Annotated in this window: 15 protein-coding genes; 13 read left to right on the top strand and 2 right to left on the bottom strand. The window is 69.3% G+C overall.

All coding sequences use genetic code 11. The annotated features are described in order from the left end of the window. Positions 1 to 16: 16 nt before the first annotated feature. From ACIBO2_RS56875 to ACIBO2_RS56835, 9 genes are all read left to right on the top strand, one after another. Complete coding sequence (locus ACIBO2_RS56875; RefSeq protein WP_358554407.1) at positions 17 to 1366, top strand: amino acid permease; 1350 nt, start codon at positions 17 to 19, stop codon at positions 1364 to 1366. After that, positions 1363 to 2538, top strand: coding sequence for an arginine deiminase (locus ACIBO2_RS56870; protein WP_358554404.1), 1176 nt, complete (start codon positions 1363 to 1365; stop codon positions 2536 to 2538). The genes ACIBO2_RS56875 and ACIBO2_RS56870 overlap by 4 nt, the downstream gene beginning before the upstream one ends. After that, positions 2535 to 3464: an ornithine carbamoyltransferase gene (gene argF / locus ACIBO2_RS56865; protein WP_358554401.1), complete on the top strand. Its 930-nt coding sequence runs from the start codon at positions 2535 to 2537 to the stop codon at positions 3462 to 3464. The genes ACIBO2_RS56870 and argF overlap by 4 nt, the downstream gene beginning before the upstream one ends. After that, the gene (locus ACIBO2_RS56860; RefSeq protein ID WP_358554398.1) at positions 3461 to 4477 is read left to right on the top strand and encodes a carbamate kinase; all 1017 of its coding nucleotides are present in this window, start codon (positions 3461 to 3463) and stop codon (positions 4475 to 4477) included. Before argF ends, ACIBO2_RS56860 begins: the two co-directional genes overlap by 4 nt. Positions 4478 to 4501: 24 nt before the next feature. Then, complete coding sequence (locus ACIBO2_RS56855) at positions 4502 to 4816, top strand: hypothetical protein (protein WP_397305184.1); 315 nt, start codon at positions 4502 to 4504, stop codon at positions 4814 to 4816. After that, on the top strand, positions 4813 to 5652 hold the full coding sequence (locus ACIBO2_RS56850) for a universal stress protein (RefSeq protein WP_358554392.1): 840 nt from the start codon (positions 4813 to 4815) through the stop codon (positions 5650 to 5652). Before ACIBO2_RS56855 ends, ACIBO2_RS56850 begins: the two co-directional genes overlap by 4 nt. A gap of 147 nt (positions 5653 to 5799) precedes the next feature. Continuing rightward, complete coding sequence (locus ACIBO2_RS56845) at positions 5800 to 6456, top strand: CBS domain-containing protein (RefSeq protein WP_358554389.1); 657 nt, start codon at positions 5800 to 5802, stop codon at positions 6454 to 6456. A gap of 9 nt (positions 6457 to 6465) precedes the next feature. Beyond that, on the top strand, positions 6466 to 7398 hold the full coding sequence (locus ACIBO2_RS56840) for an RNA polymerase sigma factor RpoD/SigA (protein ID WP_397305183.1): 933 nt from the start codon (positions 6466 to 6468) through the stop codon (positions 7396 to 7398). Between the two features lie 500 nt (positions 7399 to 7898). Next, positions 7899 to 8117, top strand: a complete 219-nt coding sequence (locus ACIBO2_RS56835) for a PLD nuclease N-terminal domain-containing protein (protein ID WP_358554383.1) — start codon at positions 7899 to 7901, stop codon at positions 8115 to 8117. Positions 8118 to 8505: 388 nt separating this feature from the next. Here ACIBO2_RS56835 and ACIBO2_RS56830 read toward each other — a convergent pair whose 3' ends face one another. Continuing rightward, positions 8506 to 8685: a hypothetical protein gene (locus tag ACIBO2_RS56830; RefSeq protein ID WP_358554380.1), complete on the bottom strand. Its 180-nt coding sequence runs from the start codon at positions 8683 to 8685 to the stop codon at positions 8506 to 8508. A 334-nt stretch (positions 8686 to 9019) separates the two neighbouring features. Between ACIBO2_RS56830 and ACIBO2_RS56825 the strand changes: the two genes are divergently transcribed. From ACIBO2_RS56825 to ACIBO2_RS56810, 4 genes are all read left to right on the top strand, one after another. Continuing rightward, positions 9020 to 9178, top strand: coding sequence for a hypothetical protein (locus ACIBO2_RS56825; protein ID WP_397305182.1), 159 nt, complete (start codon positions 9020 to 9022; stop codon positions 9176 to 9178). A gap of 19 nt (positions 9179 to 9197) precedes the next feature. Further along, positions 9198 to 9440, top strand: a complete 243-nt coding sequence (locus ACIBO2_RS56820) for a hypothetical protein (RefSeq protein ID WP_358554374.1) — start codon at positions 9198 to 9200, stop codon at positions 9438 to 9440. Positions 9441 to 9728: 288 nt separating this feature from the next. Further along, a complete protein-coding gene (locus tag ACIBO2_RS56815) occupies positions 9729 to 10754 on the top strand; it encodes an alcohol dehydrogenase catalytic domain-containing protein (RefSeq protein ID WP_358554372.1) in 1026 nt (341 codons plus the stop codon). Between the two features lie 132 nt (positions 10755 to 10886). After that, a complete protein-coding gene (locus tag ACIBO2_RS56810; RefSeq protein WP_358554369.1) occupies positions 10887 to 11024 on the top strand; it encodes a hypothetical protein in 138 nt (45 codons plus the stop codon). Between the two features lie 113 nt (positions 11025 to 11137). Here the strand turns inward: ACIBO2_RS56810 and ACIBO2_RS56805 are convergent, their stop codons facing one another. Further along, positions 11138 to 11983: an AraC family transcriptional regulator gene (locus tag ACIBO2_RS56805; RefSeq protein WP_358554366.1), complete on the bottom strand. Its 846-nt coding sequence runs from the start codon at positions 11981 to 11983 to the stop codon at positions 11138 to 11140. Positions 11984 to 12078 lie beyond the last annotated feature (95 nt).

The following is a 12078-nucleotide window of genomic DNA, read 5'->3' as shown; positions in this document are numbered from 1 at the left end:
TGAGAGGGAGATCACCATGCCCGTCACACCATTACCGCGACGCCGCAAGCTGGGTCCGTGGATGGCGACCGCACTGGTCGTCGGCAACATGATCGGCTCGGGCGTATTCCTTCTGCCCGCCTCCCTGGCCGCTTTCGGCAGCGCGAGCCTGCTGGCCTGGGCGCTCACCGCCGCCGGCGCGTTGCTGCTCGCCCTGGTCTTCGCGAGGCTCGGCCGCGCCTACCCCCAAACCGGCGGCCCCTACGCCTACGCCCGCCGTGCCTTTGGCGACTTCATCGGGTTCCAGACGGCCTGGGGGTACTGGATCGCGGTCTGGGTGGGCAACGCCGCCATCGCGGTGGCGTTCGTCAGCTACCTCGGCTACTTCTGGCCCGCGCTGACCGATACCGCGCTGACCGCCTCGGGGCTGGCACTGGCGGCCGTCTGGTTGCTGACCGCGGTCAACATCCGGGGCGTGCGGCAGGGCGGCTGGGTACAGCTCGTCACCACCGTCGCCAAGCTCCTGCCACTGATCGGCCTGGCCGTGGCCGCGCCCTTCTTCATCGAAAGCGGCGATTTCACTCCGTTCAACCCTAGCGACCAGGGCACCTTCGGAGCCGTCACGGCCGCCGCGGCGCTGACTCTGTGGGCGTTCATCGGCATCGAGTCGGCCACCGTGCCCGCCGAGGACGTCGAGAACCCCGAGCGGACGATCCCACGGGCCACCGTGATCGGCACGATCGTCTCCGCCGCCGTCTACATCCTGGGCACCGTCGCGGTGTTCGCCGCCGTGCCCCGCACCCTGCTCGCCCAGTCCACGGCGCCGTTCGCGGACGCCGCCGAGGCGATGTTCGGCGGCTGGGCCGGCACGGCGGTCGCGATCGGCGCGATCATCAGCGCGTTCGGCGCGCTCAACGGCTGGATCATGCTGCAGGGGCAGGTGCCGCTGGCGGCCGCCCGCGACGGGTTGTTCCCGCAGGTGTTCGCCAAGCTGTCGCGCTGGGGCACCCCGGCCGTCGGGCTGATCGTCTCCAGCGTCCTGGTCACCGCCCTGATGGTGCTCAACTACAACGCCGGCCTGGTCGAGCAGTTCAACTTCGTGATCCTGCTGGCCACCCTCACGACCTTGATCCCGTACGCGTACGCGGCGGCCGCGCAGCTCATGCTGGCACTCACCGACCGCGAGCACTTCTCCGGCAGGCGGCTGGCGGCCGACCTCACGATCGCGGGTCTGGCCTTCGCCTACGCGCTGTGGACGATCGCCGGATCGGGCTACGAGGTGGTCTACAAGGGGACGCTGCTGCTGCTCGCCGGTATCCCGGTCTACGTGTGGCTCAAGCACCGTGCCCACGACACCACGGTCCAGATCACTAGGAAGGCGGCATGACGGTGTTCCATGTCGACAGCGAGGTAGGCCGGTTACAGCAGGTCGTCCTGCACCGGCCCGGGTTGGAACTGAAGCGGCTGACCCCCACCAACTGCGATGAGCTGCTCTTCGACGACGTGCTGTGGGTGACGCGCGCCCGCCAGGAGCACGACGCCTTCGCCGACACCCTGCGCGAGCGCGGTGTCATCGTCCACCTGTTCGACGAACTGCTGGCCGAGACGCTCAAGCTGGATCAGGCCCGCGCGTGGGTGCTGGACCGCGTCGTCACCGAGGCCGCCTTTGGCCCCACCCTGGCGCCATCGCTGCGCGAGGCGCTGGAGGAGATGCCATCCGACGCTCTCGTACGGCACCTCATCGGCGGGCTCACCAGGCGCGAACTCGGCCTGCGCATCGACAGCCTGCGCCTGGCGGGGCTCAGCGAGGATGACTTCGTCCTGCCGCCGCTGCCCAACCACCTGTTCACCCGGGACGCCTCCGCCTGGATCTACGGCGGCGTGTCCCTGCACCCGATGGCCAAGCCGGCTCGCCGCCGGGAGACCACGCATGTGGCCGCCGTGTACGCCTTCCATCCATTGTTCGCCGGGAAGGCGCCGATCTGGTATCCGGCCGAGGCAGAGCAGCCGGCCACCATCGAGGGCGGCGACATCCACGTTGTCGGTGATGGCGCGGTCCTGGTGGGGATGAGCGAGCGCACCACGCCGCAGGCGATCGAGCTGCTGGCCCGCCGGCTGTTCGAGGCGGAGGCCGCCGAACGTGTCATCGTCGCCGCCCTGCCGAGGAAGCGGGCGTTCATGCACCTGGACACCGTGATGACCATGGTCGATCGCGGCGTCTTCGTGGCTTACCCGGAGCTGCCGCCGCTGCGCTCGTTCACTCTCACCCCCGGCTTGCGGGTACGCGAGAACGACGACCTGTTCAAGGCACTCGGCACGGTCAGTGTGTTGCGCGCGGAGCAGGACGTCTGGGCTGCCGAGCGCGAGCAGTGGGACGACGGCACCAATGTGCTGGCCATCGCCCCAGGCGTGGTCGTCGCCTACGAGCGCAACGTCACCACCAACACCATGCTCCGCAAGCACGGCATCGAGGTCATCACCATTCCCGGCGCCGAGCTGGGCCGGGGCCGGGGCGGCCCCCGGTGCATGAGCTGCCCCATCGAAAGGAGCCCGCTGTGAAGGACTTGCTGCGTGTCGCCGACCTGGCCTCGGACGACCTCGCCCACCTGCTCGACCGCGCCGAACACTTCGCACGCAAGCCCTTCGGCGGACACGAACTGCTCAGCGGCCGGACCGTGCTGCTGTACTTCGCCAAGCCGTCCACCCGCACACGCATCTCCGCCGAGACCGCCGTGGTCCGCCTCGGCGGGACGCCGCTCACCGTCGGACCGGCCGAGCTCCAGCTCGGCCGCGGCGAGACCATCGGCGACACCGCCCATGTCGTCAGCTCCTACGCCTCCGCCGTCGTCATCCGGACCTTCGCCGATGACGACGTGAGAGCCTTCGCCCGCTCGGCGCACGTCCCGGTGATCAACGCCCTCACCGACGGTCACCACCCGCTGCAGGCGCTCGCCGACCTCATGACGCTCCGCGCCCACGTCGGCGACCTGCGAGGACGCAAGATCGCCTACGTGGGCGCCGCCACCAACGTCACGCACAGCCTCATGGAGGCCGCCGCCCTGGCCGGGCTGTCCATGTCCGTCGCAACCCCTGCCGGGTACGCGCCCGACCCGGCCGTCGAAGCCGTGGCCAGGAAGCTGTCCACCGGTGGGGAACTGCTGCTCACCGACGATCCCCGTGAAGCGGTCGTGGGCGCGGACGCCGTCTACACCGACGTGTGGCTGTCCATGGGCGATGCGGCGGAGGAGAAGGCGGCGCGCGTCACCGCGCTTACCCCATACCAGGTCACCGCCGGCCTGATGGCCGTCGCCCGCCCCGGCGCGATTTTCCTGCACTGCCTGCCGGCCCACCGCGGCGAGGAGGTCACGGCGGAGGTGATCGACGGCCCCACGTCCCAGGTGTTCCATCAGGCGGCCAACCGGCTGCCCACGGCGCAGGCCGTACTGGAGGCGCTGCTCACCCGTACCCTGGCGGGAGCCCTATGAGGATCGTCATCGCGCTCGGTGGGAACGCGCTGCTGCACCGCGGCGAACGTGCCGACGCCGCGACGCAGCTCCGCAATGTCGCGACCGCCGCCGAGCAGATAGCCCGCGTGGCCGCACGCCACCAGGTCCTCATCGTGCACGGAAACGGCCCCCAGGTGGGGCTGCTGGCCGAGGAGAGCGAGCGCGACCCCACGCTGGAGCGCGGCTACCCCCTGGACACCCTGGTGGCAGAGACGCAGGGCATGATCGGCTACTGGCTGGCGCGCGGCGTCGGCCGCCGCCTGCCCGACACTCATGTGGCCGCGCTCATCACCCAGGTACGCGTGGACGCCGCCGATCCGGCCTTCGACCGTCCCGAGAAGCCTATTGGCCCGTACTATCCGGCCGCCGAGGCCGAGCGGTTGGCAGGACAGCGCGGCTGGACCTTTACCCAGGACCGGCACGGCATGCGGCGCGTCGTCCCCTCGCCACGGCCCGTCGGGATCGTCGAGTTGCCGATCATCCGGCGCCTGCTGGACGACGGTTGCCTGGTGATCGCGGGCGGGGGAGGCGGGGCGCCCGTCACGGCCGACCAGATGGGAGTGGAAGGCGTCGTGGACAAGGACCTGGTCGCCGCGCTCCTCGCCGAGCAGGTCGGGGCCGATCTGCTGGCCGTCCTCACCGACGTGCCCTACGTGTACGCCGAGTACGGAACGCCCCGTGAGCATCCCATCGTGCACGCCGCGCCTGACGAACTGGACGCCGGATCGTTCGCGGCCGGCTCCATGCGGCCGAAGATCAACGCTGTCTGCGCGTTCAGCAGTGCCACCGGACGACCCTCGGTCATCGGCGACCTCGACGAACTGGAGGCGGTCGTGACCGGCGCTCGCGGCACCCGGATCCAGCCAGGACCTGCTCAATTCCACACCGGAGGCCCGAAATCCCCTGAGACGACAGACCCGCCGAGCGGCATGGCCCGTCCAGGAGACGGTGAAAGGGGGGCGATCAGGCGGAGGGCACGAGGAGGGATCTAACCAGGCGTGGCGTGCTGCCGTGGAATGGTGACCGTCGGTGCGGTCGTCATTAGCGCGGCCGTGGTGCTCGCGCCGACCCCCTTCAAGGTCCGCCCGGAGGCGGACGCCGTCGGACGCGTGCCCGATACCGGTGCCGATGGTCATGACATCGGCGCCGGCTGCCTGCGCTCGGGGGCGGGGCCGACAGTTCTCCTGCTCGCCGGCACCACGCTGATCCTCATCGGTGTCCGCCTGGCCGACAAACAGGGTCCTTCGGGTTCTGTCCGACGGACTTCCGGCCCTGCGACGACGCTCTGTGAGCGAGTCCGATGGAAGGTGACGAAGGAGGAAAAATCATGATCATAGTAGGGGTGGACGGCTCAGTGACCGCGCGGGCCGCGGTGGAGTGGGCGGCCAACGACGCCTTCCGGATGAGAGAGCCGCTGCGGATCGTGCACGCCGTGAACCGCTCGCCGTACCAGATCGGCAGGTTCCCCAACGCCGCGCTGCCTGACACGCTGCTGCGCGAGGGACAGCGGATCCTGCGCGAAGCGCTGGCTCTGGCTCACGAGCGCCAGCCTGAGGTCGAGGTCACGACGGAGGACATCGAGGGCGCGCCCGCTGAGGTGCTGCGCGAGCAGGCCAAGGAGGCGAGCGAGATCGTGCTCGGCAGCCGCAGGCTCGGCGGGTTCGCCGGAGCGCTGCTGGGTTCGGTCAGCACGCATGTGGCCGGCCATGTGCATGGCCCGGTCGTGGTCGTTCGCGGCGATCATCAGCCGGTCCACGGGGAGATCGTGGTCGGCGTGGACGACTCGCCCGGGTGCGAGCCCGCGCTGGCCTACGCCTTCCGGCAGGCCGGGCTGCGCGGAGCCGTGCTGAGGGTGGTGCACGTCTGGCAGCCGGTGCATGCGTTCGCGCCTGGGGTGCCGTACGAGATGGATGAGGTTCGCACCGTGCGGCACCAGGTCGTCCGTGACCGGCTGGGAACCTTCAAGAAGGACTACCCGCAGGTGACGGTCATTGAGGACGTCCAGCCGGCGCCGCCGGTGGAAGCCCTCACCGACGCGTCCGCCCGAGCCGATCTGCTGGTGGTGGGCTCGCACGGCCACGGCGCGACGGGCGCGCTGCTGCTCGGCTCGGTCAGCCGCGGCGTCCTGCACCACGCCCGCTGCCCGGTGGCGGTGGTACGCGCATAGAGGCCCTCCGCCGACGGGGAGGTCGACCCTCAACCCGTGGTATCCGCGCCTAGCAGGGACCAAAGGCTCTGCGACGAGGGACGTTCGCCCATGCCGCCCATGGCCGCCCAAAGCGCATCGTTGCGGGAGAGAGATGAGGAGGCCACCATGTCCATCAAGGTCAGGGACATCATGAGGAACGTCGCCATCGCGGTTCGGGAGGACGCGTCGTTCGCCGAGATCGTACGTACGATGCGCCGGTACACCCTGGGGGCGGTCAGCGTGATCGATGCCGATGGCCGTCCTGTGGGGGTCGTTTCCGAAGACGACCTGTTGCTCAAGGAGACGGGCCCGGTACGGCACAGTGCCTCGATCTTCGACGGCCGTAAGCGGCGTGCGGAGCAGGAGAAGGCGGCCGCGATCACCGCGTCGGCGCTCATGAGCACGCCCGCGATCACGGTGACCCCGGGAACCCCGGTTCGTGAGGCGGCGCGGCTGATGCACGACAAGCGGATCAAGCAGTTGCCGGTGATCGACGTGGTCACCGGGCGCATCACCGGCACCTTGCACCGATCAGACGTGCTGCGCGTCTTCAGCCGTTCGACGGGCGAGCTGGAGAGAGAGATCAGGGCCGTGATCGGTGACCTGAGGTCGGTGTCGGCAGGCGTCTCCGGTGGTGTGGTGCGGCTCAGCGGCCGGGTGACTCGCGGCTCCGAGGCCATCCGGTTGGTGGAGGAGATCCGCCGGGTGGAGGGCGTGATCGACGTCGTCTCGGAGCTGACCTACGACAGGGCCAACCTTGTCGCCGTCCCGCCGCTGCTGTAGGGAGCCGGCATGGAAGCCACGACCATGGTTACCGATCAACAACCCGAGTCGTACCACCTTGACCAGATGGGCAACTACCTGGCCCGGATCGGCCGTACGCCGTTGCTGACGGCCGAACAGGAGGTGGAGCTGGCCAAGCGGATGGAGGCCGGCGTCTACGCCGCCCACCTGATCGGTCAAGGAGCCACGAGGCCTGAGCTGGAGGCTCTTGCCGCAGACGGGAGGGTGGCCAGGGAACACATGATCAAGGCCAATCTGCGGCTGGTGGTGTCGGTGGCCAAGCGGTACACGCACCGCGGGCTGCCGCTGGCAGATGTGATCCAGGACGGCAACCTCGGGCTGATCGAGGCCGTCCAGCGCTTCGACCACGCCCGCGGCAACCGGTTCTCCACAGTGGCCGTCTGGTGGATCCGCAAGGCCATCCAACGAGGGCTGGAGCAGGCCCCTACGGTGCGGTTGCCGATCGGGACGAGGGACCAGCTCGCCAAGATCGCCCGCGCGGAGATGGCGATCACGCATCGGCTCGGCCGCACGCCCACGGAACGCGAACTGGCCGAGGAGACGGGACAGGAGCCGGCGAAGCTTGTCACCTTGCGAAGGCTGCCGCGAGAATGCGTCAGCCTGGACACGGTGGTGGGGGAGGGGCCGCACCGCTCAACGCTGGGCGAGCTGCTGGAGGACGTTCAGAGCCTGCCCGCTGAGCAGCTTGTCGAGCGCAAAGCGCTGACGGAGGTACTCACGTCGCTCATCAACGGGCTGGCTCCACGGCAGGCACTGGTCATGCGGCTACGGTTCGGCCTGGCCGGGTACGCCCCGCACACGCCCCGGCAGATCGCCGGCCAGATGGGGCTGACTCCGCACTGGGTGCGTCAGCTGGAGAAGGAGTCGCTGGCCTGGATGCGGCGCCACGGTAGCGAGGGATTGCAGGCATGGGCATCGTGACCCGCCTCGGGGCAGGTTGCGGCAGGAGTTTCGCGACAGGAGTTTAGCGGCAGGAGTTTTCCAGGTAGGTGGGACATGACACACGACGCACATCGACCTGGACGCTGGCATCGGTGGCTGTATCGAGGCGGCCGGCCGAACCGCCTTGCGCGGGTGATGGGGGAGCGTTACCTGGTTGCGATGCCGGGCCAGAACGCAAACTGGGTGCGCGACCTCCACGCCGTTCAGGGTCGGGCGGTGCTGCGACACGCCCGCCGCGAGAGAGTGCGCCTCGACGAGGTCGAGCCCGGTCTGCGCGCGATCCGCTTGGCACACTGATCGCGTTATCGATGGCGGCCCGGGGGCGCCCTGCTCTGGCCGATCACGCAGTGAGAGCGGCAGTGGAACCTGCGGCGACGGTGGCCAAAGGCCTCTGATCCCGGGCCCTTCGGCCTGGGGCGACCGGCAGGGAGCCTGACAGGCTCCTGGTGGAGGTAACGCCGAGAGAAGGGACAGGGCCGATGCGCTGGAACGAGCTCTCCGAGCGGCAGCGGGGCCTGCTGTTGGTGGCTGTGTCAGCAGAGTTCGCGTTGACCGCGACGGCGGCGGTAGACCTGTGGTTCCGGCCGCGGGAGGAGGTACGGGGACGTAAGGAGTTGTGGTGGCTGGGCATCTTCGTCCAGCCGATCGGACCTATCGCCTACCTGATGTGCGGGCGGCGGTTCCAGTGTGGGCGCTAGGCCGGCTGCGGACCCGGCTGGTCAACCCGATCGTCGCATGGGTACTGCGGACCCCGTTATACAACCTGCTGTCGCGATGGGTAGCGCTCGCGGAGGTCACCGGCCCCGCAGGAGTGGCGCGAGGTTGTTCGTGCCGGTCCAGTACAGCCAGGAGGGGGACACGCTCACGGTGATCAGCCGCGGCTCCCGACTGTGGTGGCGCAACCTCGCGCTCGGCGCGTTCGCGGCGGTGACCACGCCGTGGCCAACAGCTGTAGGACGACGGGGGACAGTTCCTCGTCGTGCAAACGCGAGAACGCGTGCCGTGCACAGGGCGCCGAACGCTCGGCACTCGCCGTACGACGACCGGCCGGGCGGCATGGCGCCCTTCGGGTCGGGCTCGGTGCGCTCAGGCGCTCGGAGCCGCGCTGGCTGACGCGGGGTGCAGGTTCTCCACGATCCGGACGAGCGTAAGGTTTGCCGCGGTCAGCGTCCGGACCAGCTCCTCCAGCTTCTCGACTCGCCTCTTCAACGACAGCAGTTCGACGTCGAGCGCCGACGATTCCATGACCATTCGACCGCCGATCATGATCGGCTCACCTCCATAAGACGGTACAAGCACATGGTGGGCGCCCGCAGCCGTTGCGCGACAGGGGGTCCCGGTAGTAATGAAGAAATTTCCAACGAAGTAGCCTCTGACCTGCAGTTATGCTGAGCCCTGTGCGTTAATGTCTCGATTCGCTTACGGGTGGTGGAGGCCTGGTGAAAATCTGGGTCGAAGTGCCTGACCTGTACGGATGTACGGTCCTGTGACCGCCGCCGTATCGCGATCCCCGGGCTGCCCTTGCCGAAGACTTTGACCATGACGTTCCTGCGGTCTGCTCAGTGCTGGATACGGCTCCGGCATGAGCAAGCACACACCGATGGACAAGGAAGCCGCCGCCCGGATCCAGTCGGCCGCGGCGAAGAACCCCGGCAGCGATACAGCTCAAGAGGAGTTCGATCGCCGGGCGGAGTCGGCCGATGATCGAAATGCGGTGCGCGATGACGACGGCGAGTCCACTGCGCCGGGGAGCGCGTGACCGGACCGCAGGCGAGCCCATGACGATGACCTTCCGGCCCGCGCTCGGCCAGCTCTACGATCCGATGCGCGGGCAATTGCCTGAGGCGGCGTCCTGGCGGCTGTCGCCCCAGGATGTGGAGCTGCTCATCGCGGTGCCCGAGCCGACGGCCGAGGAGGTGGCGGCCACGCACGGCCAGGCCGTGCGGGCCCGGTTCGCCGTCATCGAGCGGCCGAACATGCTGGCGCTTCGGCACCGGCGGCTGGGGGTTGCAGCCGCGTAGGCCGTCCGGCAGGACGATCTGGACCTCTACCCGCCCGGACTTCCTGCCCGTGAGAGGTTTCCCATCCACGTCTACCTCGCTGACTCCCGCTCCGGGCGCGTCCGTGCGCACGGTCTGACGTCCTGGCCGCCCGAGTTCGCCGCCCAGGTGCAGGGGGCGATCGAAGACACTCGAAGGCAAGCCGGTCGTTCTCCCCCACCACCAGCTCGCCGTCGAGCGCGGTGGCGTCGGGCAGGCGCATGTTCTCTGGAGTAAGAGGTGTGACGTGAGGCGGAGTTCGATGACTCGGTGCAGCTCAGCGCCGGTGTCGTCGACGATATCCGGCACAACAGGTGTGAGGCCGTCGTCGTCACCCGGCCCGGCGGCCTCGACGCACTCGAGATCCAGGACGTGCCGGTGCCCGTACGCAATCCCGGCTGGGTGCGGATCAGGGTGAAGGCGTTCGGCGTCAACGAGTCCGAGGTCACCACCCGCAAGGGCGAGTCGGACGCGGTGGTCACCTACCCGCGTGTGCCCGGCATCGAGGGCGTCGGCGTGGTCGATGACGTCGACGAGAACAGTTCGCTGAGGCCGGGACAGCAGGTGGCCACGATGATGGGCGGCATGGGCCGCTCGTACGACGGCGCGTACGCCCAGTACGTGACCGTCCCCGCGGCGCAGGTCATCCCGTTTGAGACCGGCCTGCCGTGGGAGGTCGTCGGTGCGCTTCCGGAGATGTTCCAGACCGCCTACGGATCGCTGACCACCGGACTGGACCTCAAGGCCGGGCAGACGCTGCTGATCCGCGGCGGCACCTCCACGGTCGGGCTGAGCGCGGCCACAATCGCGAAGGACCTCGGAGCCACCGTGCTGTCCACCACCCGCAGCCCGGAAAGGGCCGGGGGACTGCGGGCCGCGGGCGTCGACCATCCCCTCGTCGACAGCGGCACGATCGCCGACCAGGTGAGCGAGCTGATGCCGGAGGGTGTCGATGCCGTACTGGAGCTGGTGGGCTGCTCGGTCCTCGCCGACACCCTCCGCACCGTCCGCCGGCACGGCACGGTCTGCTTCACCGGAGCCCTGGCGGGCCAGTGGACGATCCCCGATTTCACCCCGTTCATGATCCCCAACGGAGTGCGGCTGACGTCCTACGGCGGTCAGGCCGCCGACCTCCCGGCCGACGTCTTCGCCCGCCAGCTCCAGGCCATCGCCGCAGGGCGTCTCAAAGTCCCGGTCGCGAATGTCTACCACGGCCTGGAACAGGTCCGTGACGCCCAGGCCGACGTCGAGTCCGGCACCACGCCGGGCAAGCACGTCGTCGTCCTGGACGACTGAGACCTGGGCGACTGAGACCTGGGCGACTGAGACCTGGGCGACTGAGAAACGACAACCAACCACCCATGATGCGCGACGGTCGACAACGGCGGGCCACAGCATCCGTAAAAGGAACTGGCAGAGGAACTGATCGTGGGACGCGACAAGGTCATCGCACACCTCGAGTCGATCTACTCGAACTCACACATCGTGCGCAGTGAGTACCTCAACCCGGCGGCGAGCGTCGCCGACAGCGGTGACTTCGCGGTCCTGGCCTTGCCGATCTCGTAGGTCATCCTCGGCGAAACCAACTCGGGGGCTGATGCCTTCAAGAAGTACGACGGCACGGTCGACGTCACCATCGAGGCCATCGACTGAGACCCGGCCGGAAACCACCGAGATCGTCAACCAAGGAGAGGAGGGGGGACGGGCGTGGCCTCGCCGGCCGCGAAGGCGGCCGGGGTGAGACCGGTGCGGTCGCGGAAGAAGCGGCCGAAGTTCGCGGGATCGGTGAAGCCGAGGTGGACGGCCACAGCCCGGGCATCCCACCGGGCACCTCCCAGCAGGCGCCGGGCTTCCAGGAGGCGCCGCTCGTCGATGAGCTCGCGTACTCCCTTGCCGGTGACGTCCCGGGCGGCGCGGCTGAGAGTGCGGACCGAGCAGCCGAGCAACTCGGCGTAGTCCGCGGCTTGGTGCAGCTCGCGAAAGTGCAGCTCCAAGACGTCCAGGAAGCGCCCGTACCTGTCGGCGCGGCCGGTGCCGGCCGTAGCCGTGCCGATGGGGGCGATGCCCGGGGAGTTAGCCAGGCGCAGCAGCAGCGATTCGAGCAGGCTGCGCCGCAGGGCGTGGTGGATGTCGAGGGGGCGGCGCCCCAGTGCGCAGTGTTCGTCCAGGAGCTGGAGTGCCGTCTGCTGGAGCCAGGCGGTGTCGTCGGGGTGCGGGCTGAGCACGGCAGGGGCCTCGTGCGCGGTGAGCGGGGCCAGGAGACGGGCGAGGTCGGGCCGCAGCACGTCCGGTTCGAACAGGATGAACGGGCCGCGGGCCGCGCCGGGCGGATGCCAGCGCTGCGCGTGCCCGGGACGCACCCACAGCCACTGGCCGGGGGCGACGGTCCGCGTGACGTAGTCGACGTCGTGCCGCAGCTCACCCTCGATGATCGCGATGAGGTAGTGGAAGGTGGCACGGCCCGGACGGGGCGGGTTCCACGGCCAGTCGTCATGCTGGGCGAAGAAGTCCTCGACGGTAGTCACCTCAAGGCCGTAGGGAGTACCGACCGGGGGCTGGAAACCGTACAGCGGAACCGCAGCTGGTCCGGCCTGCCTGCTCGGGCCGGAGTGTCGCTTGT

Source organism: Nonomuraea sp. NPDC050022 (assembly GCF_044460705.1).
Taxonomy (GTDB): domain Bacteria; phylum Actinomycetota; class Actinomycetes; order Streptosporangiales; family Streptosporangiaceae; genus Nonomuraea.
This window is presented reverse-complemented; position numbering and strand designations above follow the sequence as displayed.

What these genes read in the sequence shown, in the direction of transcription:
- ACIBO2_RS56825 (WP_397305182.1), top strand. Translation starts at nt 9,020, where the DNA reads ATGGACAAGGAAGCCGCCGCCCGGATCCAGTCGGCCGCGGCGAAGAAC.
- ACIBO2_RS56820 (WP_358554374.1), top strand. Translation starts at nt 9,198, where the DNA reads ATGACGATGACCTTCCGGCCCGCGCTCGGCCAGCTCTACGATCCGATG.
- ACIBO2_RS56875 (WP_358554407.1), top strand. Translation starts at nt 17, where the DNA reads ATGCCCGTCACACCATTACCGCGACGCCGCAAGCTGGGTCCGTGGATG.
- ACIBO2_RS56855 (WP_397305184.1), top strand. Translation starts at nt 4,502, where the DNA reads ATGGTGACCGTCGGTGCGGTCGTCATTAGCGCGGCCGTGGTGCTCGCG.
- ACIBO2_RS56845 (WP_358554389.1), top strand. Translation starts at nt 5,800, where the DNA reads ATGTCCATCAAGGTCAGGGACATCATGAGGAACGTCGCCATCGCGGTT.
- ACIBO2_RS56870 (WP_358554404.1), top strand. Translation starts at nt 1,363, where the DNA reads ATGACGGTGTTCCATGTCGACAGCGAGGTAGGCCGGTTACAGCAGGTC.
- ACIBO2_RS56830 (WP_358554380.1), bottom strand. Translation starts at nt 8,685, where the DNA reads ATGATCGGCGGTCGAATGGTCATGGAATCGTCGGCGCTCGACGTCGAA.
- ACIBO2_RS56840 (WP_397305183.1), top strand. Translation starts at nt 6,466, where the DNA reads ATGGAAGCCACGACCATGGTTACCGATCAACAACCCGAGTCGTACCAC.
- ACIBO2_RS56835 (WP_358554383.1), top strand. Translation starts at nt 7,899, where the DNA reads ATGCGCTGGAACGAGCTCTCCGAGCGGCAGCGGGGCCTGCTGTTGGTG.
- ACIBO2_RS56860 (WP_358554398.1), top strand. Translation starts at nt 3,461, where the DNA reads ATGAGGATCGTCATCGCGCTCGGTGGGAACGCGCTGCTGCACCGCGGC.
- ACIBO2_RS56850 (WP_358554392.1), top strand. Translation starts at nt 4,813, where the DNA reads ATGATCATAGTAGGGGTGGACGGCTCAGTGACCGCGCGGGCCGCGGTG.